The organism is Streptomyces sp. NPDC087440, from assembly GCF_044744005.1.
Classification (GTDB): Bacteria; Actinomycetota; Actinomycetes; order Streptomycetales; family Streptomycetaceae; genus Streptomyces.
Genome location: NZ_JBIUXN010000034.1, coordinates 24,215 through 42,147, shown reverse-complemented (window position 1 = coordinate 42,147; position 17,933 = coordinate 24,215). Strand labels below are relative to the sequence as shown.

Here is a 17,933-nt window from a genome sequence, read left to right as displayed (position 1 = left end):
GCCCCTCGGTAACTCCCTCAACAGGGGTTGCCCTGACGGGTGTTACGCGCCGCGCAGGACGGCTCCCGTGTGCTCGGCCGCGAGGGCCACCGCCGCGTCGCGGGCGGCCGAGGCCTCCTCGACGGTGAGCGTGCGGTCGGCGGCGCGGAAGCGCAGCGCGTACGCGAGGGACTTCTTGCCCTCGCCGAGCTGCTCGCCGGTGTAGACGTCGAACAGGCGGATGTCCTCCAGGAGTTCACCCGCGCCCGTGCGCAGCCAGTCCTCGACGACGACGTTGGGGACGTCCGCGTCGACGACCAGGGCGACGTCCTGGGTGGCGACGGGGAAGGTGGAGATCCGGGGCGCCTGCAGCGCACCCTGACCGGCCTTCTCCAGCACGTCCAGGTCCAGCTCCGTCGCGCAGGTGCGCTCCGGCAGGTTCATCGCCTTGACGACGCGCGGGTGCAGTTCACCGGCGTACCCGATGACCTGTTCCGTGCCGTCCACGACGACCGACAGCGCGGCGCACCGGCCCGGGTGCCACGGCGCGTTCGCGGCGGCGGCCACGATCAGCTCGACACCGGCCTCACGGGCCAGCGTACGAGCGGACTCGACGGCGTCGGCCCAGGTCGCCGGGCGGCCCTTGCCCCACCAGCCGGCCTGCTCGCGGGCGCCCGCGAGGACGACGGCGGCGTGCCGGGGCTGGGCCGGCAGCGAGGCGTTGAGCTGCGCGATCTCCTCGTCGGTGGGACGACGGTCGACCGGCAGGCGCACCGCCCGGGTCTCCTCGCCGGAGGGCAGGAAGACCAGACCGGTCTCGAAGAGCGCCAGGTCGTGCGACCCGCGTCCGTCGTTGCGGCGCAGCGCGCCGAGCAGGCCCGGGAGCAGCGTCGTACGGAGCGCGGGCTCCGTGTCGGCGAGCGGGTTGACCAGCTTGACGGTGGTGCGGCGGGCGTCGTCGGCGGCCAGCTGGAGCTGGTCGAAGGCGGCGTCCCCGACGAACGGGTAGTTCAGCGCCTCGACGTAACCGGCACCCGCGAGGGCGCGGCCGATGCGGCGGTGCAGGCGCTGGCGCTCGGTGAGACCACGGCCGGACGGCGGGGTCGGCAGCGTGGAGGGCAGGTTCTCGTAGCCCTCCAGCCGGATGACCTCTTCGGCCAGGTCGTTGGGGAACGCCAGGTCGGGACGCCAGGACGGCACGGTGACGACCAGCTCGTCGGTGCCGTAGACGTCGCAGCCGACCTCCTGGAGGCGGCGCACGACGGTCTCGCGGCCGTAGGCCACGCCCGCGACGCGGTCCGGGTGGTCCGCCTTCATGGAGATGGAGCGGGGCGCGGAGGGCGCGATGACCTCGGTGACCCCGGCCTCGGCGGTGCCGCCCGCGAGCAGCACGAGCAGGTCGACGGTGCGCTGGACCGCGGCCGGACCTGCCTGCGGGTCGACGCCGCGCTCGAAGCGCTTGGACGCCTCGGAGGTCAGCCTGTGCCGGCGCGATGCCCGCGCGATGGTGAGCGCGTCGAAGTGCGCCGCCTCGATGACCAGCTCGGTGGTGCCCTTGGCCTCACCGGTCTCCGGGTCGATCTCGACGTCGGCGACCTCGGTGTTCGCGCCGCCCATGACGCCCGCGAGGCCGATGGGCCCGCGGTCGTCGGTGATGACGAGGTCCTCGGCGTCCAGGACGCGCTGGGCGCCGTCGAGCGTCGTGAACTTCTCGCCCTGCTCGGCGCGGCGGACGCCGATGGTGCCCTGGACGCGCGAGCGGTCGTAGGCGTGCAGCGGCTGGCCCAGCTCCAGCATCACGTAGTTCGTGATGTCGACGGCCAGCGAGATGGGACGCATGCCCGCCTTCTGGAGGCGTCGCTGCATCCAGATCGGCGAGCGGGCCTCGGGGTCGAGCCCGGTGACCGTGCGGGCGGTGAAGCGGTCGCAGCCCTGCGGGTCGCTGATCTTCACCGGGTAGCCGTACGAGTTCGGCGCGGGGACGTCGAGCAGCGCCGGGTCGCGCAGCGGCAGGCCGTACGCGGTGGCGGTCTCGCGGGCGATGCCGCGCATCGACAGGGCGTAACCCCGGTCAGGCGTGACCGCGATGTCGAGCACCTCGTCCACGAGCTCAAGCAGCTCGATGGCGTCGGTGCCCGGCTCGTACTCCGGCGGCAGCACGATGATGCCGTGCGTGCCGTCGTCGCCCATGCCCAGCTCGTCGCCGGAGCAGATCATGCCGTGCGAGGTCTTGCCGTACGTCTTGCGCGCGGCGATCGCGAAGTCGCCGGGCAGCACCGCGCCCGGGAGGACCACGACGACCTTGTCGCCGACCGCGAAGTTGCGGGCGCCGCAGACGATCTCCTGCGGCTCGCCGGTGCCGTTGGCGGAGCCGACGTCGACCGTGCAGAAGCGGATCGGCTTCTTGAAGCCCTCCAGCTCCTCGATGGTCAGGACCTGGCCGACGACCAGCGGGCCCTTGATGCCGCCGCCGGTCTCCTCGACCGTCTCGACCTCAAGTCCTGCGGACACCAGCTTGGCCTGCACGTCACGGCCGGTCTCGGTGGCGGGGAGGTCCACGTACTCCCGCAGCCAGGAAAGCGGGACCCGCATCAGATCTCCATCCCGAAGGGCCGAGTGAAACGCACGTCACCCTCGACCATGTCTCGCATGTCTTCCACGTTGTGCCGGAACATCAGCATCCGCTCGATGCCGAAGCCGAAGGCGAACCCGCTGTACTTCTCCGGGTCGACGCCGCAGGCGGTCAGCACCTTGGGGTTGACCATGCCGCAGCCGCCCAGCTCGATCCAGCCCTCGCTGCCGCAGGTGCGGCAGGGACGGTCCGGGTTGCCGACGGACTCGCCGCGGCAGACGTAGCAGACCATGTCCATCTCGGCGGACGGCTCGGTGAAGGGGAAGTAGTTCGGGCGCAGCCGGGTCTTCATGCCCTCGCCGAAGAGCGCCTGGACCATGTGGTCGAGAGTGCCCTTCAGGTCGGCCATGGTCAGGCCCTCGTCGACGGCCAGCAGCTCGATCTGGTGGAAGACCGGGGTGTGCGTGGCGTCGAGCTCGTCGGTGCGGTAGACGCGGCCGGGGCACACGACGTACACGGGCGGCTCACGGCGCTCCAGCAGCGCGCGGGCCTGCACCGGCGAGGTGTGCGTGCGCAGCACGACACCCGACTCGTCGTTCTTGGCGCCGTCCGCGCCCTGCACGAAGAAGGTGTCCTGCATCTGCCGGGCCGGGTGGTCCGGCACGAAGTTCAGGGCGTCGAAGTTGAACCACTCGGCCTCGACCTCGGGGCCCTCGGCGACCTCGTAGCCCATCGCCACGAAGACGTCGGCGACGCGCTCCATGAAGGTGGTCAGCGGGTGCCGGGCGCCGGCCGGGGTGCGGTCGTACGGCAGCGTGACGTCCACCGCCTCCTCGACCAGCACGCGCTCGTCGCGCTCGGCCTCCAGCACCGCCAGACGGGCGGCGAGGGCCTTGTTCACCGCGCCGCGCGCCATGCCGACGCGCTTGCCCGCCTCGGCCTTGGCCTGGGGCGGGAGCGCGCCGATCTCGCGGTTGGCGAGGGACAGCGGCGAGGTGGGCCCGGTGTGCGCGGTCTTGGCGTGCGTGAGCGCGTCGAGGTCGGCGGCGGCCTCGAAGGCGGCGAGCGCCTCGTCCCGCATGCGCTCGATCTCTTCGGGTTTCAGCGCCTCGACCTCGACAGGGTCGTACGACTTATTGGGTGCGGACATCTCTTCCCGTACTTCCGATGGCTGATGGGCGGCCCCGCTCGACGCATGAGGACGCAAAGGTGCCAAAAGTCGAGTCTAAAGGGCCGTGGGACGCGAAGAAGCCCGTGGGGCGCTCAGGCCAGATAGGCGGGAGCCCCGACGGGCAGAATAAATCGGAATTCGGCGCCACCGCCGGGCCCGCGGCCGACCGTGATCGTGCCGCCGTGCGCCTCGACGATGCCCTTGACGATGTACAGGCCAAGACCGGTGCCGCCGCGCTTGCTGCCCCGCCAGAAACGGGTGAAGACACGGCTCAGCGACTCTTCGGGAATTCCCGGGCCCTCGTCGCTGACGGTCACGGCTGTTCCCTTCTCGTCGTCCTTGGCTGTGGCGGGCGCCACCTCAATGGTGACCATTCCCTCGCCGTGGCGCACCGCATTTTCCAGCAGGTTCCCGAGCACCTGGTCGATCTTGTCCGGGTCGGCCCACAGGTCGGGCAGCGGGTGCTCGATCCGCACGAGAAAACGATCGGCGGCCTGACCTGCGGAGATGCGTGCGTGGACATGGCGTCCTACGGCGGCGGCCACATCGACGGGCTGCCTGCGCAGCTCCAGCCTGCCGGTGTCGATCCGTGCGATGTCGAGCAGTTCGGCGATGAGGCGGGCGATGCGGTCGGCGTCGTTGTCGACGGTCTCCAGCATCATCAGCTTCTGGTCGTCGGTGAAGCGTGCCCACTTCCGCAGCAGGGTGCGGGTGAACCCCTTCACCGAGGTCAGCGGCGAGCGCAGCTCGTGGGCGACGGTGGCGATCAGCTCGGCGTGGCTGCGCTCGGTGCGCCGCCGGGCCTCGGTCCCGCGCAGCGACACCACGACCCGCCGCACCGGTCCGCGCGGGTGCTCGCGTACGTACCGCGCGGAGACCAGCACCTCGCGCCCGCCGGGCAGCAGCAGGTTCCGCTCGGGCTGCCCGACGCGGATGGCGAGCCCGTCGTACGGATCGGTGAGCGTCCACCACCGCCGCCCCTTGAGGTCTTCCAGCGGGAGTACGTCGACGAGCGCGCGCCCGAGCGCGAGATCGGCCGGGACGGCGGTGATCCGGGAGGCGGCGGCGTTGAAGCAGACGATGCGCCCGGCCTCGTCGGCGACGACCAGGCCGTCGGGGAGGTCGTCCGCCCCGACCCCGGACGTGCCGAACTCCCCTGCCACAGCGGCCTGTTCCGTGATCTCCGCGGCCATCCCCGTCCCCCACTCTCCGAGTAGCGCAGTAGGGCCCCCGAGCCCGTCACCCTACTCCGGCCGGGAGGCCCTCAGGCAGTGGTGCGTACCCGCTGTGCCCGCGCGGATGCATAGAGGCACACGGCGGCTGCCGTAGCGAGATTCAGGCTCTCGGCCTTGCCGTGGATGGGGACGCGGACGACGGCGTCGGCGAGCGCCCGGGTCTCCTCGGGCAGGCCCCAGGCTTCGTTGCCGAAGACCCAGGCGGTGGGGACGCCCATGGTCCCTGCGTCGAGTTCGTCGTCGAGGTCGTTGTCGCCCGCGCCGTCGGCGGCCAGGATGCGCACGCCCGCGGCCTGGAGCTGGGCCACGGCCTGCTCGACGGGTACGCCGACGGCGACCGGCAGGTGGAAGTGCGAGCCGACCGAGGCCCGCACCGACTTCGGGTTGTAGAGGTCCACGGAGGCGTCCGTGAGGACCACCGCGTCGGCGCCCGCCGCGTCCGCGCAGCGCAGCACCGTACCGGCGTTGCCGGGGTCGCGGACGTGCGCCAGGACGGCGACCAGCTTGGGCTTCGCCGCGAGGATGTCCTCGAACGGGGAGTCCAGGAAGTGGCAGACGCCGACGATGCCCTGCGGGGTGATGGTCTGCGAGATCTCGGCGAGGACGTCGTCCCCGGCCAGGTGCACCCGGGCCCCGGCGGCGTGCGCGGCGTCCACGATGTCGGCGTACCGCTCGGCGGTCTCCACGGTCGCGAACAGCTCGATCAGCGTGGGCGTCCCGTCGGGCCCCCGGTGCCCGACGGCCTCGCGCACGGCCTGCGGGCCCTCGGCGATGAACCGGCGCTCCTTGCCCCGGAAGCTGCGCTTGGCCAGCCGCTTGGCGGCGGTGACGCGGGGGGAACGCGGGGAGATCAGCTCGGGGGTGCCCATGGGTGTGCGGCTCACTTCTTTGCGTACGTACGAGAGGGGGCGACGGCGTTCTCCCGGGGGACGCCCCTCGGACCCCCGGCCGGGAAACAACCGGACCCGCAGGCGCGGAATGCGCCTGCGGGTCCGGCTTCAAGCCAAGAAGGGCTCTGCCTGTCCGGGGAGGACTAGGCGGCGGCCTTCGGGGCGTTGACGTCGCTCGGAAGCGCCTTCTGGGCGACCTCGACGAGCGCGGCGAACGCGTTCGGGTCGTTGACGGCCAGCTCGGCGAGGATCTTGCGGTCCACCTCGATGTTGGCGGCGTTCAGACCCTGGATGAGGCGGTTGTACGTCATGCCGTTCTCGCGGGCAGCGGCGTTGATGCGCTGGATCCACAGACGGCGGAAGTCGCCCTTGCGCTTCTTGCGGTCGTTGTAGTTGTAGACCAGGGAGTGGGTGACCTGCTCCTTGGCCTTGCGGTACAGGCGCGAACGCTGGCCGCGGTAGCCCTTGGCCGCCTCGAGGATTGCCCGGCGCTTCTTGTGGGCGTTTACTGCGCGCTTGACGCGTGCCACTTTTGACTCCTTGTAGCGGGGTCGTGGGGGTGTTCACACGACCCGGAAATGAATTGGTCCCGGTCTCGATCCAGTGCCTGCGGCGTCAGAGCCGAGGCTGCGGGATCACTTGCCGAGAAGCTTCTTGATCTTCGCGGCGTCGCCCGGGGCCAGCTCAACGGTGCCGGTGAGGCGACGCGTCACGCGGGACGACTTGTGCTCAAGCAGGTGGCGCTTGCCGGCGCGCTCGCGGAGCACCTTGCCGGAGCCGGTGATCTTGAAGCGCTTCTTGGAACCGCTGTGCGTCTTGTTCTTCGGCATAGCGCCGTATCTCCTCGTCAGTGCCGCTCCCCCGGCCCCCGGTGCGGGCACCGGACTGCGGGAGCGTCAGATCTTTGGTTGGGGGTTTCCGGTACGGAATCCTGGGGCCGCCTGGGTGGCGGCCCCGTGGATCACGCCTCGGAAGGTGCCTCGGCCGGGGCCTCGGCGACGACCTCGGCAGCCGCCGGCTCGTCGTCCTGGGCAACGCCCTGACGCTCCGCCTTGCGGGCGGCCTGGGCCTCACGGGCCTCGGCCATCGCCTCGGTCTTCTTCTTGTGCGGGCCAAGAACCATGATCATGTTCCGGCCGTCCTGCTTCGGGTTGGACTCGATGAAGCCCAGTTCCTCCACGTCGGAGGCGAGTCGCTGAAGCAGCCGGAAGCCAAGCTCGGGACGGGACTGCTCACGACCACGGAACATGATCGTGATCTTGACCTTGTCACCCTGCTTGAGGAACCGGACGACGTGACCCTTCTTGGTGTCATAGTCGTGCGGGTCGATCTTCGGGCGGAGCTTCATTTCCTTGATGACCGTGTGCGCCTGGTTCTTGCGCGCCTCACGGGCCTTCATGGCCGACTCGTACTTGAACTTCCCGTAGTCCATGAGCTTGCACACGGGCGGACGGGCGTTCGCCGCGACCTCGACCAGGTCGAGGTCGTACTCCTGCGCCAGTTCCAGGGCCTTAGCGAGCGGGACGATGCCCACCTGCTCGCCGCTGGGTCCGACAAGTCGCACCTCGGGAACGCGAATCCGGTCGTTGATGCGGGGCTCGGCGCTGATGGATCCTCCTCAGTAGCACCACACGACTGTCTGGCAGACAGCCGCGAGACGTCTTATCTCTTCGGACCAACCGCATCGGGATACAAAAAATGCCCCGGACGGGACACAGGCAGGGCTCCTGGATATACCGGAGCACCGCCGCGTCTGAAACCGCGGGGCGCACACATCGGACAGCTCCATCGTCCGTACGGAACGATGGGGACCGTCTTCTGACCGGTGACCCGCCGTCCCGGGGGACGGTCAGGTGGGAGATCGGAGCCTCCACTTGTGGGCCGGGCACAGATGTGTCCGGCCGGTCGCTTGACCAGACTACCAGGGGTACGCGGAACGGGCGAACCGGTCCGGTGTGCAAAGGCGCGCAGGCCGGGACCTATCGTTGACGCCATGAGCGACGCGACCAGCAGCACCGACACCACCGAAGACCACAACCCCGGCTTCGACGACATCACCCGCGACATCGCGGACGTGCCCGCCGTCGAGGTGATCACCACGGTGGCCGTGCACCTGATGAGCGCCGCCGCCGTCAACCTCGGCCTGGCCGAGGGCGGCGAGGACCAGAAGGACCTGGACGAGGCCCGCAAGCTGATCCAGGCACTGGCCGGTCTGATCACGGCCAGCGCCACGGAGATCAGCTCGTTCCACGCGGCCCCGCTGCGGGACGGGCTGAAGTCCCTCCAGCTCGCCTTCCGCGAGGCCTCGGTCGTACCGGACGAGCCGGGTCAGGGCCCGGGTGAGAAGTACACGGGTCCCGTCTACGGCTGAGCCGGTCCCGGCTCAGGGCAGAACGGGGTTGCCCCGTTCCGCCGCCGTCGCGTCCGCGTGGATGCGGTTCTCGCCGACGGGGTGCGTCAGCCGGTGCGCGAGCGCCGCGAGCACCCCGCCGACCAGCGGGGCGACGATGAACAGCCACAGCTGGGAGAGTGCCGCGCCCCCGGCGAAGAGGGCCGGCCCGAGGCTGCGGGCCGGGTTGACGGACGTACCCGTCAGCGGGATGCCCACCAGGTGGATGACGGCGAGGGCGAGACCGATCGGCAGCCCGTCGAAGCCGAGGACGGCCACCTTGTGCGTGACGGCGAGCACCACGAACACCAGCAGGAACGTGAGCACCACTTCGGCGAGGAACGCACCGCCGGTGTTGATGCCCACGGCGGACCGGTCGCCGAACCCGTTCGACCCGAAGGCCTCACTGGTCTTCAGTCCCGGGACCTGCTTGGCGAGCAGGAACAGCAGGGCCGCTCCGGCGATGCCACCGAGGAACTGGGAGACCCAGTAGCCCACTGCCGTACGGGAGTTGATCCGCCCCGCCATCAGCATGCCGAGGGTGACCGCCGGGTTCACGTGGCAACCGGAGATCGGGCCGAGCGCGTACGCCAGGGCCAACAGGGTGAAGCCGAAGGCGAGCGCGATGCCGAGAGTCCCGATGTAGGCGCCCGCCAGGACGGCCGAGCCGACGGCGAAGAAGACCAGAAGCAGCGTCCCGAGGAATTCGGAGACCAGTGTCCGTCTGTCCATGACACACCTCGCGAAGATCGTTGACTGTCTTCGCATTGTCTGCCGGTGTGCGTGGTCGCGCCTGTTCAGCGCGTGAGGAGCGGCTCCCCGGGCGGGGTGCTGTCCGGCGGCAGCAGGGCCAGGTCCAGTCCGCGTACGAGGCGGGCGCGCAGGACGTCGTCCTGCGCGAGGGCGTTCGCGATGCGGCGGGCGGCCTCGGCGGGGGCGGCGTCGGGGGCCAGGACCAGGGCGAGGGTGCCGTCGGCCTCGCCGGGGCCGAGGTGGGCGCGGAGCACGGCGGGTTCGGCGGTGACCAGGGCGCGGACCGCTTCGACGACGGCGGGGTCGTCGAGCGGCCGGGTGCTGGTGCGCCCCTCGGCGAGGGCGCGCAGGGCGGGCCCGGTGAGCTGGAAGGGAACGGGTCCCGCGAGGTCGAGGACGACGGTGTCGGCCTGCTCGTGGGCGGCGGCCTGGAGGGCCTGGTGCAGGGGGACGGCGACGGGCCGGGCGGCGGGGTCCCAGAGGGCGAGGGCCTCGGTGGAGGTGAACGCCGGGAGGGCCTTCCGCTCCCCCGCGCGCAGCGTCGGCACGGCCATGTCGCTGGTCTTCTCGCGCTTCAGCCCGGTCTCGGGGTCGGTCTCGACCTCGCCGAGGACGGCGACGACGGGAACGAGGAGGCGGGCGCCGGGAAGGGCCTCGATGACGCGCTGATGACTCTGCGCGTCCTTGGGGCCCTGCGCCCAGGAGGCGAGGGCGGCGGCGAGGGCGGGGTGGGCGGAGCCGTCGTCTTCGGAGAAACCGGGGTCCGGGATGTTCTTGAGCTGCACGGGGTCGAGGGTAGTCGGTCCCTCGGCCCGTCCGGCGTTTGAGGACGCGCGGCGAAGCCGTGCAGGGGGGCAAGGGGCGTAGCCCCATCAGGAACAGCACCCACCCCACGCCCCGCAGGGTTTGGGTGAAGGGGCGGGGCAGGGGCGGAAACAAGCCCGGTGCCGGGCAAGGCCCTATCGGGGCCGGGACGTACGCCAGAGGACGCCGCCCGCGGCGAGAAGCCCCAGGCCCGCCCCGCCGGCGACGAGGGCCCATGTCTCCGGCCCCGCCGACGACACAGCGGGGGCCACGGGCCCCGGCCCGAAGTAGGCGTTCGGATACCCCGCCGCCGTGGAGCGGACCCGCTCCCGCCCCCGCCCCGCCGCCCCGATCGCCGCCGCCGGGTCCACCATCCCGTACCCCCGCGAGTCGTCCCGCCCCCCGTCCGGAGCATCACGCGCCGTCCGTGCCAGCAGCCGCTTGATCTCCGCCGGAGGAAGGTCCGGGTGCGCGGCACGCACCAGCGCCACCGCCCCCGAGACGAAGGCGGACGCCGCGCTCGTGCCCCACCCCTCGTAGTAGCTGCGGTCGGGGTCGGCGATCACGATGTCGACGCCGGGGGCGGCCACCGTCGCGTACCACCGGCGGGTGGAGAAGGAGGCGTGCGTGCCCGCCGAGTTCACCGCGGTCACCGCGATCACGCCCGGGTAGGCGGCCGGGTAGGAGATGTGGTCGCCCTTCTCTCCCCCGTTCCCGGCGGAGGCGACGACCACCGCGCCCTTGCGCAGCGCGTACTGGACGGCCGCGTCCTCCTCGGCCTCCGGGTGCGCGGACTCGCTGTCGTCGCCGAGGGAGAGGTTGATGACGTCCGCGCCCTGGTCGACCGCCCAACGGATGCCCTTGGCCAGGGCGTTGCCCCGCGACTCGCGGGCCTTGTCCCGGGAGGGGTCCGTGCCTTCGAGGATGACCCGTACCGGTAGCACCTTCGCCTCGGGGGCGACGCCGAGCACGCCTTCGCCCCCGCCGGGGCCGTGTCCGTGGCCCGCGATGATGGACGCCATCGCGGTGCCGTGCCGGGCCCAGGAGCGGTCGCCGCTCTTCGCGCCGAAGCCGACGAGGTCGTGTCCGGGCAGGACGTTGCCCGCCAGGTCCGGGTGCTTGTCGTCGACGCCGGTGTCGAGGACGGCGACGGTCACGCCCTGCCCCTTGGTGGTGCGCCACGCCTCCTGCGTGTGCATCGCCGCGAGTCCCCACTGCTTGTCGCGGATGGTGTCGGCGTACGCGGGGGCGGCGGGCAGGGCGACCAGCAGGGCGGCGGCGGTGCCCGCGAAGACGGTGCGGCGGCGGCGGTTCATCCGGGTGGCTCCGTGGGCGTCTCGACGGTCTTGCGCAGGCCGCGTTCGACCCGGTCGGCGATGCCCTTGGCCTCGTGGCCGAGGCCGGACTGGGCGGGGGCGGTGGTCGCGCCGTCGGCGGTCGCGAGGGGGGCGGGCTGGGGGTCGGTGACGGTGCGTCCGTCGGCGAAGCCGGACACCGCGTACACCACGACCGGTACGTCCTTGAGTACGCGCACCGTCCAGCTGGCCCGCTGCGGGTCGCCGAATCCGGCGGCGACGGTTCCCGGCACCGGGAACGCACGCGGCATCAGATCGGCGCGCTCCGCCAGCTTTTCGCGTACGAAGCGGGTGCGCAGGGCGGTGGTCGCCGCGCGGTCGCCCTGGGTGAAGACCATGCCGACGGTGGTGACGCTGCTGGTGGTGGCGTCGGTGTAGGTGGCCCGCAGCAGCCGTGCGCAGCCGACCGGCCCGAGGGCCTTGAGCAGGAGCGGGTCGAGGGCGTCCGCGCAGGGTCCGTCGGGGGCGACGGCGACCCGGGTCCAGGCGCGGTCGGCGCCGCCGGGACCGGCACCCTGGCCCTTGAGGGTGCGGGGGAAGAGGGTGTCGACGGGGACGTTGTGCCAGGCGGTGCGGGCGCTCTGGAAGCGGCTGTCGGGGGTGGCGGCCGCGGGGTCGTCGACGGCGAGCAGGCTTCCGGCGACTGCTCCGCCGAGAAGCCCCGCACCGAGCACGGCACAGGCGGCGACTGCCGCGATACGGGCGGGAGTTCGGGCTCCCACGGGGCGCAGCCGGGTGGTGCGCTCGGCGGGACTCTCCTCGTCGTCGCGGGCCCAGTGCTGCGGCGGTGCGAAGGTCAGGGGGGCGGCTGCGTCCGTACGGGGCGTCAGGTCGACGCGCCCGGCCTCGCGGGGCGACGGCGCACGGACCTCGGCCTCCCCGCGCGCGGGCGACGCGGGCGTCCGGGGGTCGCGCACGGGTCGGGACCCGTCGCCGGTGTGCTCGGCGTCCCCGGAGGGACTGGGGCCCGCGATCGTATCGACACGGGAGGGCAGTGCTGCCGGGGGCGGGTACGGGGGCGACGTGGGGGCGGTGCCCGCACTGCCGTGGTGGGGCGACGTGGGCGCGGTGCCCGCACCGCCGTGGTGGGGCGACGGCAGGGGCGCACCGGCCGGTTCACGAGACGGCGCCGCCGCCACGGAGCCGGGGACACCGGCGCGTTCGGCCTGCGGGTGTGCGGACACGGCCCGGGGAGGGGAGAGCGCCCCGAGGTCTGCGGAAGCACTCGCGAACGCACCGGCCCGCGCCACCGGACCGCCATCCGCCGCGCGAACGCCGGAGGCCGCTGCCGATACGCCGGAGTGCGCGACCGGAAGGCCGTCGTGCGGTGACGCCGGGGCGGCGGGAGCCGCGGGCCGCAGGGCGTCATGCGGGAGCGCCGGGGCCGCGGGCCGCAAGCCGTCGTGCGGGAGCGCCGGGGCCGCGGGCCGCAAGCCGTCGTGCGGGAGCACCGGGGCCGCAGGCCGCAGGGCGTCGTGCGGAGGTGCCGGGGTGGTTCGCGTGTCCGGGGGGACGGGGTGGGAAGAGGGCGGAGCGGGTGGGAAGGAGGGGCGGGGAGGGATGTGGGGGCGGTGTGGTTCGGTGGTCATCCGGCCCCCAGGTCCGTCTCTTCTCGTTCTCCCGGCTCGTACCCCGTCGGGGTCCCGTCACCCGGGGCTTCCAGCGGAGTTCCGTCACTCTACGGGCTGGCCGCGCCGGGACGGGAACCGATGCGCGGCGTGGGGCGGATCTGACCGGAACGTCCCTTCGGGATCTGCCCGCCGGTCCGCATGCCGGATTCCGGAGTTGTCCTCCGGTCGGGGCCTACCGGGGGGTAATCGACTCTGGCAAGCTGCGCCCATGACTCTCCGTGCTGCTCATGCCCAGGCCCCCCGGGCCGCCGACCGTGCCCGCTACGACCGTGCGACCGCGCACCTGGACGGTCCCCTCGCCGTCGTCGACCTGGAGGCGTTCGACGACAACGCCGCCGACCTGGTGCGCCGGGCGGGCGGCAAGCCCGTGCGGGTGGCGAGCAAGTCGGTGCGCTGCCGGGCGTTGCTGGAGCGGGTGTTGGCGACGGACGGCTTCGCGGGCGTGATGTCGTACACGCTCGCGGAGTCGCTGTGGCTGGCGCGGTCCGGGTTCGAGGACGTGCTGCTGGCGTATCCGTCGCCGGACCGGAAGGGGTACGCGGAGCTGGCGGCGGACCCGAAGCTGGCGGCCGCCGTGACGGTGATGGTGGACGACGTCGCGCAGTTGGAGCTGATCGACCGGGCGCGGGACGGCGGCACCGAGGAGATCCGGGTCTGTCTGGAGATGGACACCTCGCTGCGGATGCTCGGCGGGCGGGTGCGGATAGGCGCCCTGCGCTCGCCGCTGCGCGAGCCGGACCAGTTGGCGGAGCTGGCCCGGTCGATCGACCGGCGGCCGGGCTTCCGGCTGGTGGGGATCATGGCGTACGAGGGGCATGTGGCCGGTGTCGGGGACACGATCCCCGGGCGGCCGCTGCGCTCGCGGATGGTGCGGGCCATGCAGGGTGCGGCGCGCCGGGAGCTGGCGGTGCGGCGGGCGGCCGTGGTGCGGGCCGTGCGCGGCGTCGTACCGGATCTGGAGTTCGTGAACGGCGGCGGGACCGGGAGCGTGGAGAGCACGGTCGCGGAGGACTCGGTGACGGAGGTGGCGGCCGGGTCGGGGCTGTACGTGCCGCGGCTGTTCGACAACTACCGGGCGTTCGACGGACGTCCGGCGGCGCTGTTCGCGATGCCTGTCGTACGCCGTCCTGGCGTGGGCGTGGTGACGGTGCTCGGCGGCGGCTACCCGGCGTCGGGCGCGGCGGGCCCCGACCGCTCCCCCGTGCCGTACCTGCCCGAGGGGCTGCGGTACGACGGGCAGGAGGGCGCGGGCGAGGTGCAGACGCCGCTGCTGGGTGCGGCGGCGGACGATCTGCTGATCGGTGACAAGGTGTGGTTCCGGCACGCCAAGGCGGGCGAACTGTGCGAACGGTTCGAGGAGTTGCAGCTGATAGAGGGCGACCGGGTGACGGGCACCGCGCCGACGTACCGGGGCGAGGGGCACACCTTCCTGTAGACCCCCGGAGGGGTTCAGGTGGCGTTGCGGATGCCCTGGGTGATCTTGTCCATGCCGTCCAGCGGCGGTCCGTCGGGGCCCGCGTCGAACGAGAACCGTACGAGGACGATCGACGACGGGCCCATGCTGCTGGGGAAGGCCAGCGACTGGACGTATCCGCCGGGGCCCTTGCCCGTGACGACCTTCCAGCGGACCAGGTAGCCCTGCTTGCCCGCGACGGTGACCGCCTCGGCCTTGACCTCCTGGTGGGACGTGATGCCGCCGTACTTCTGGCGGTCCAGGACGTCCTTGCCGTAGGCGAGCTCCGCGGCCTTGCCGATGTCGGCCTTGGCGACGGCCTCGGGGGTGGTCTGCTCGGCGGGGGCGGTGCGCGAGCTGACCGCGCCGTGGAAGCAGAAGCCGCGCTCGCCCGGGCAGTCGTACGACTCCTCGGTCTGCATGGAGGCGGCCTCGCGGTCGCCGCCGAACTCGGGGATCTCCCAGCCGTCGAGGATGGGCAGGGTGACGCCGTTGAGCTGGTCGGCGAGGACGGTGGCGTCCCCCGAGGGGCCGGTGGTGGCGGGCGGCGGGCTCGGGGCGCCGCTGCCGCCGGGGACGGGCGGCGTGGTGGCGGCCACCGGTGGCGGCTTCGGGTCGTCCTCGCCGCCGAGGACGACGACGCCGGTGACGATGGCCGCGACCAGGACGACTCCGGCGGTGATCACCGCGATCAGGCCGCCCTTGCTGAGCCCTCCGCCGCCGCCCGCCGGGGGTGCGGCGGGGGGCGCGGGGGTGCCGAACTGCGGCTGGGCGGGCGGGAATCCGTACCCCTGCTGCGGCGGCTGCTGGGGGTAGCCGTACTGCGGGGCGGACGGGTTCTGCGGCGCCTGCTGCGGCTGGCCGGGAGGATTCTGCGGCGCCTGCTGCGGCTGGCCGGGGGCCCGGGTGTGCGCGCTCCAGGCGTTGCCGTCCCACCAGCGCTCCTGGGTGGGAGCGCTGGGGTCCTGGTACCAGCCGGGCGGGGTCGTCATGCTCATGCGGCACACCTTAGACGGCACCCGCGACGGGGCTAGAGGGGCGTGACGTACGCGCCCGAGATGCCGCCGTCGACCAGGAAGTCCGTCGCGTTGACGAAGGACGCGTCGTCGGAGGCGAGGAAGGCGACGGCCGCCGCGATCTCGTCCGCCTCGGCGAACCGGCCGAGCGGGATGTGCACGAGACGGCGGGCGGCCCGCTCCGGGTCGGATGCAAACAACTCTTGCAGCAGCGGGGTGTTGACGGGCCCCGGGCACAGCGCGTTGACGCGGATGCCCTCGCGGGCGAACTGCACGCCGAGCTCGCGCGACATGGCGAGCACGCCGCCCTTGGAGGCGGTGTACGAGATCTGGGAGGTCGCCGCCCCCATGATCGCCACGAACGAGGCGGTGTTGATGATCGAGCCGCGCCCCTGCCGCTGCATGTAGGGCAGGGCCGCCTTGCAGCACAGGTACACGGAGGTGAGGTTGACGTCCTGGACGCGCTTCCAGGCCTCCAGCCCGGTGGTGAGGATGGAGTCGTCGTCCGGCGGGCTGATCCCCGCATTGTTGAAGGCGATGTCGACGCTGCCGTACGTGTCGTACGCGGCCTTGAAGAGGGCGTCGACCTGCTCGGCGTCGGTGACGTCGACCTTGACGAAGATCCCGCCGACGGCCTCGGCGGCGGCCTTGCCCGCGCTCTCGTCGATGTCGCCGCAGACGACGTTCGCCCCTTCGGAGGCGAGGCGCCGGGCGGTGGCGAGGCCGATGCCGCTGCCGGCGCCGGTGATGACGGCGGTGCGGCCGACGAGACGACGGCAGACGACCTGGTTCTCGTTGTTCGTGTTGCTCATGGTGGTTCAGGCCTCCGTGCTGATGAAGACGTTCTTGGTCTCGGTGAATGCGGTCAGGGCGTCGGGGCCGAGCTCGCGGCCGAGCCCCGACTGGCGGTAGCCGCCGAAGGGCGTCCAATAACGGACGCTGCTGTGGGAGTTGACGGAGAGGTTCCCCGCCCGGACGGCCTGCGAGACCCGCAGCGCGCGCCCCACGTCGCGGGTCCAGATCGACCCGGAAAGCCCGTACTCGGTGTCGTTGGCGAGCCGGATCGCGTCCGCCTCGTCGTCGAAGGGCAGCACGACGGCGACCGGCCCGAAGATCTCCTCGACGGCGGCGGGGGCGTCGGGGGCGAGTCCGGTGAGGACGGTCGGCGGGAACCAGAACCCCGCCCCCTCCGGCGCGGTGCCCCGGATGCCGGGGGCGTCGTCGGGAACGTACGACCGCACCCTCTCCAGCTGGGCCTGCGAGATCAGCGGGCCCATCTGGGTCTTCTCGTCGGACGGGTCCCCCACGACGATCTGCTCGATGAGCGGGGCGAGCAGTTCCAGGAACCGGTCGTGGACGCTGCGCTCGACGAGGATGCGGGTGCGGGCGCAGCAGTCCTGCCCGGAGTTGTCGAGGAACGACATGGGGGTCGCGGCCACCGCGGCTTCCAGATCGGCGTCCGCGAAGACGATGTTGGGGCTCTTGCCGCCGAGTTCCAGGGTCACGCGCTTCACCCGCTCGGCGCACTTGGCCATGATCTGCTTGCCGACACGGGTGGAGCCGGTGAAGACGATCTTGGCGACGCCGGGGTGCTCGACGAGGGCGTTCCCGGCGACCGGACCCTCCCCCGGGAGCACCTGGAAGAGGTGCTCGGGAAGACCGGCCTCCAGAGCGAGCTCGGCGAGCCGCAGGGCGGTCAGCGGGGTGGTCTCGGCGGGCTTGAGGATCACCGCGTTGCCCGCGGCGAGGGCGGGGGCGGTGGCCCAGGCGGCGATCGGCATGGGGAAGTTCCAGGGCGCGATCACGCCGATGACGCCGAGGGGTTCGTGGATGGTGACGTCGAGGCCGCCGGGGGTGGGGATCTGGCGGCCGTTGAGCCGCTCGGCGCCGCCGGCGGAGTACGTCAGCAGGTCACGGACGTTGCCCGCCTCCCAGCGGGCGTTGCCGAGGGTGTGACCGGCTTCCCGGACCTCCAGGAGGGCGAGCTCCTCGACGTGGTCGTCGACGAGGGCGGCGAAGCGGTGGAGGTGGCGGGCACGGGCGGCGGGGGCCTCACGGGCCCACGCCTGCTGGGCGTGCGCGGCGCGGGTGACGGCGGCGTCGACGTCCTGGGGGGAGGAGGCGGTGACGGTGGCGAGGGTCTCGCCGGTGGCGGGGTTGAGAATCTTCACGGGTGTCCTTGTCGGGGGATTTCTGGGTGACTCGCCCATGCCCCGTCAGGGGCGCGGGACCGTACTCGATCTGCGGCTCCGCCGCGCGGATGCGCCCCTTCAGGGGCGCGGAACTGTGCTTGATCTGCGGCTCCGCCGCGCGGGCGCGACCGCTTCGTGCCCCTTTAGGGGCGCGGGGAACTGCGCGACCAGCCACGACGCGCCTGCACGGGAACCGTGCAATTGCCCCGCGGGTTTAGGTGAAGGGGCGGGGTTGGGGACCTGCCTTTCCGGTACGGGAGGTGCCGGGCTCCTCCTGGACGGGCGTCCGGTGTCGGGGCCTGGCCGGGACCCCTCTGGACGCGCGTCCGGCACGGGGGCTGGGCCAGGGGCGGCACCCGGGTGGGCCGGGAGCGGGAGGGGCCGCCCCCTTGCCCGCCCGTCCCGCCCCCGGGGGGCGGCCCCGCCGCCCAAGGCGGCTAGGGAGAAGGAGGTGGAGGGCGGTTCCGCCGCCCAAGGGGGCTACGAGGAAGCG

16 protein-coding genes are annotated in these 17,933 nt (G+C 72.6%); 2 read left to right on the top strand and 14 right to left on the bottom strand.

Going from position 1 to position 17,933, the window contains the following annotated elements; translation table 11 throughout:
• Positions 1–42: 42 nt before the first annotated feature.
• The 7 genes from pheT to infC form a co-directional block, all read right to left on the bottom strand.
• Positions 43–2,571 carry a phenylalanine--tRNA ligase subunit beta gene (pheT, locus tag ACIO3O_RS40440; RefSeq protein ID WP_401755227.1) on the bottom strand — a complete coding sequence of 843 codons (2,529 nt, stop codon included), beginning with the start codon at positions 2,569–2,571 and terminating at the stop codon, positions 43–45.
• Entirely contained in the window at positions 2,571–3,701 is a 1,131-nt protein-coding gene (pheS, locus tag ACIO3O_RS40435; RefSeq protein ID WP_401755224.1) for a phenylalanine--tRNA ligase subunit alpha, read from the bottom strand. The genes pheT and pheS overlap by 1 nt, the downstream gene beginning before the upstream one ends.
• Before the next feature lie 113 nt (positions 3,702–3,814).
• Entirely contained in the window at positions 3,815–4,915 is a 1,101-nt protein-coding gene (locus ACIO3O_RS40430) for an ATP-binding protein (protein ID WP_401755221.1), read from the bottom strand.
• A gap of 71 nt (positions 4,916–4,986) precedes the next feature.
• A complete protein-coding gene (locus tag ACIO3O_RS40425) occupies positions 4,987–5,826 on the bottom strand; it encodes an RNA methyltransferase (protein WP_189827482.1) in 840 nt (279 codons plus the stop codon).
• A gap of 164 nt (positions 5,827–5,990) precedes the next feature.
• Positions 5,991–6,377, bottom strand: a complete 387-nt coding sequence (gene rplT / locus ACIO3O_RS40420; protein ID WP_266655864.1) for a 50S ribosomal protein L20 — start codon at positions 6,375–6,377, stop codon at positions 5,991–5,993.
• A gap of 105 nt (positions 6,378–6,482) precedes the next feature.
• Positions 6,483–6,677 (bottom strand): 50S ribosomal protein L35, encoded by a 195-nt coding sequence (gene rpmI / locus ACIO3O_RS40415; protein ID WP_189827454.1) that lies wholly within the window; start codon positions 6,675–6,677, stop codon positions 6,483–6,485.
• Positions 6,678–6,808: 131 nt separating this feature from the next.
• Positions 6,809–7,456, bottom strand: coding sequence for a translation initiation factor IF-3 (gene infC / locus ACIO3O_RS40410; protein ID WP_229898163.1), 648 nt, complete (start codon positions 7,454–7,456; stop codon positions 6,809–6,811).
• Between the two features lie 384 nt (positions 7,457–7,840).
• On the opposite strand from infC, the gene ACIO3O_RS40405 reads away from it, so the two are divergent.
• A complete protein-coding gene (locus ACIO3O_RS40405) occupies positions 7,841–8,218 on the top strand; it encodes a DUF1844 domain-containing protein (protein WP_401755218.1) in 378 nt (125 codons plus the stop codon).
• A gap of 12 nt (positions 8,219–8,230) precedes the next feature.
• On the opposite strand, the gene ACIO3O_RS40400 is transcribed toward ACIO3O_RS40405, so the two are convergent.
• The 4 genes from ACIO3O_RS40400 to ACIO3O_RS40385 form a co-directional block, all read right to left on the bottom strand.
• Complete coding sequence (locus ACIO3O_RS40400) at positions 8,231–8,968, bottom strand: MIP family channel protein (RefSeq protein ID WP_401755215.1); 738 nt, start codon at positions 8,966–8,968, stop codon at positions 8,231–8,233.
• 65 nt (positions 8,969–9,033) lie between these two features.
• The gene (locus ACIO3O_RS40395; protein ID WP_401755212.1) at positions 9,034–9,774 is read right to left on the bottom strand and encodes an SseB family protein; all 741 of its coding nucleotides are present in this window, start codon (positions 9,772–9,774) and stop codon (positions 9,034–9,036) included.
• Positions 9,775–9,948: 174 nt separating this feature from the next.
• Entirely contained in the window at positions 9,949–11,109 is a 1,161-nt protein-coding gene (gene mycP, locus ACIO3O_RS40390) for a type VII secretion-associated serine protease mycosin (RefSeq protein ID WP_401755211.1), read from the bottom strand.
• Positions 11,106–12,332 carry a hypothetical protein gene (locus tag ACIO3O_RS40385; protein ID WP_401755208.1) on the bottom strand — a complete coding sequence of 409 codons (1,227 nt, stop codon included), beginning with the start codon at positions 12,330–12,332 and terminating at the stop codon, positions 11,106–11,108. Before ACIO3O_RS40385 ends, mycP begins: the two co-directional genes overlap by 4 nt.
• Before the next feature lie 655 nt (positions 12,333–12,987).
• On the opposite strand from ACIO3O_RS40385, the gene ACIO3O_RS40380 reads away from it, so the two are divergent.
• The gene (locus ACIO3O_RS40380) at positions 12,988–14,214 is read left to right on the top strand and encodes an amino acid deaminase/aldolase (protein WP_401755205.1); all 1,227 of its coding nucleotides are present in this window, start codon (positions 12,988–12,990) and stop codon (positions 14,212–14,214) included.
• Positions 14,215–14,228: 14 nt separating this feature from the next.
• Here the strand turns inward: ACIO3O_RS40380 and ACIO3O_RS40375 are convergent, their stop codons facing one another.
• The 3 genes from ACIO3O_RS40375 to ACIO3O_RS40365 are packed head-to-tail and all read right to left on the bottom strand — an operon-like array spanning position 14,229 to position 17,458.
• Complete coding sequence (locus ACIO3O_RS40375; protein ID WP_401755324.1) at positions 14,229–15,224, bottom strand: DUF2510 domain-containing protein; 996 nt, start codon at positions 15,222–15,224, stop codon at positions 14,229–14,231.
• Positions 15,225–15,262: 38 nt separating this feature from the next.
• The gene (locus tag ACIO3O_RS40370; protein WP_401755203.1) at positions 15,263–16,060 is read right to left on the bottom strand and encodes a 3-oxoacyl-ACP reductase; all 798 of its coding nucleotides are present in this window, start codon (positions 16,058–16,060) and stop codon (positions 15,263–15,265) included.
• A gap of 6 nt (positions 16,061–16,066) precedes the next feature.
• Positions 16,067–17,458 carry an aldehyde dehydrogenase family protein gene (locus tag ACIO3O_RS40365; RefSeq protein WP_401755201.1) on the bottom strand — a complete coding sequence of 464 codons (1,392 nt, stop codon included), beginning with the start codon at positions 17,456–17,458 and terminating at the stop codon, positions 16,067–16,069.
• Positions 17,459–17,933: the final 475 nt, after the last annotated feature.

Bases quoted from the DNA above. Each gene is read 5' to 3' on its own strand.
- pheT (WP_401755227.1), bottom strand. From the start codon at position 2,571: ATGCGGGTCCCGCTTTCCTGGCTGCGGGAGTACGTGGACCTCCCCGCC.
- pheS (WP_401755224.1), bottom strand. From the start codon at position 3,701: ATGTCCGCACCCAATAAGTCGTACGACCCTGTCGAGGTCGAGGCGCTG.
- ACIO3O_RS40430 (WP_401755221.1), bottom strand. From the start codon at position 4,915: ATGGCCGCGGAGATCACGGAACAGGCCGCTGTGGCAGGGGAGTTCGGC.
- ACIO3O_RS40425 (WP_189827482.1), bottom strand. From the start codon at position 5,826: ATGGGCACCCCCGAGCTGATCTCCCCGCGTTCCCCCCGCGTCACCGCC.
- rpmI (WP_189827454.1), bottom strand. From the start codon at position 6,677: ATGCCGAAGAACAAGACGCACAGCGGTTCCAAGAAGCGCTTCAAGATC.
- ACIO3O_RS40405 (WP_401755218.1), top strand. From the start codon at position 7,841: ATGAGCGACGCGACCAGCAGCACCGACACCACCGAAGACCACAACCCC.
- ACIO3O_RS40400 (WP_401755215.1), bottom strand. From the start codon at position 8,968: ATGGACAGACGGACACTGGTCTCCGAATTCCTCGGGACGCTGCTTCTG.
- mycP (WP_401755211.1), bottom strand. From the start codon at position 11,109: ATGAACCGCCGCCGCCGCACCGTCTTCGCGGGCACCGCCGCCGCCCTG.
- ACIO3O_RS40380 (WP_401755205.1), top strand. From the start codon at position 12,988: ATGACTCTCCGTGCTGCTCATGCCCAGGCCCCCCGGGCCGCCGACCGT.
- ACIO3O_RS40375 (WP_401755324.1), bottom strand. From the start codon at position 15,224: ATGACGACCCCGCCCGGCTGGTACCAGGACCCCAGCGCTCCCACCCAG.
- ACIO3O_RS40370 (WP_401755203.1), bottom strand. From the start codon at position 16,060: ATGAGCAACACGAACAACGAGAACCAGGTCGTCTGCCGTCGTCTCGTC.
- ACIO3O_RS40365 (WP_401755201.1), bottom strand. From the start codon at position 17,458: ATGGGCGAGTCACCCAGAAATCCCCCGACAAGGACACCCGTGAAGATT.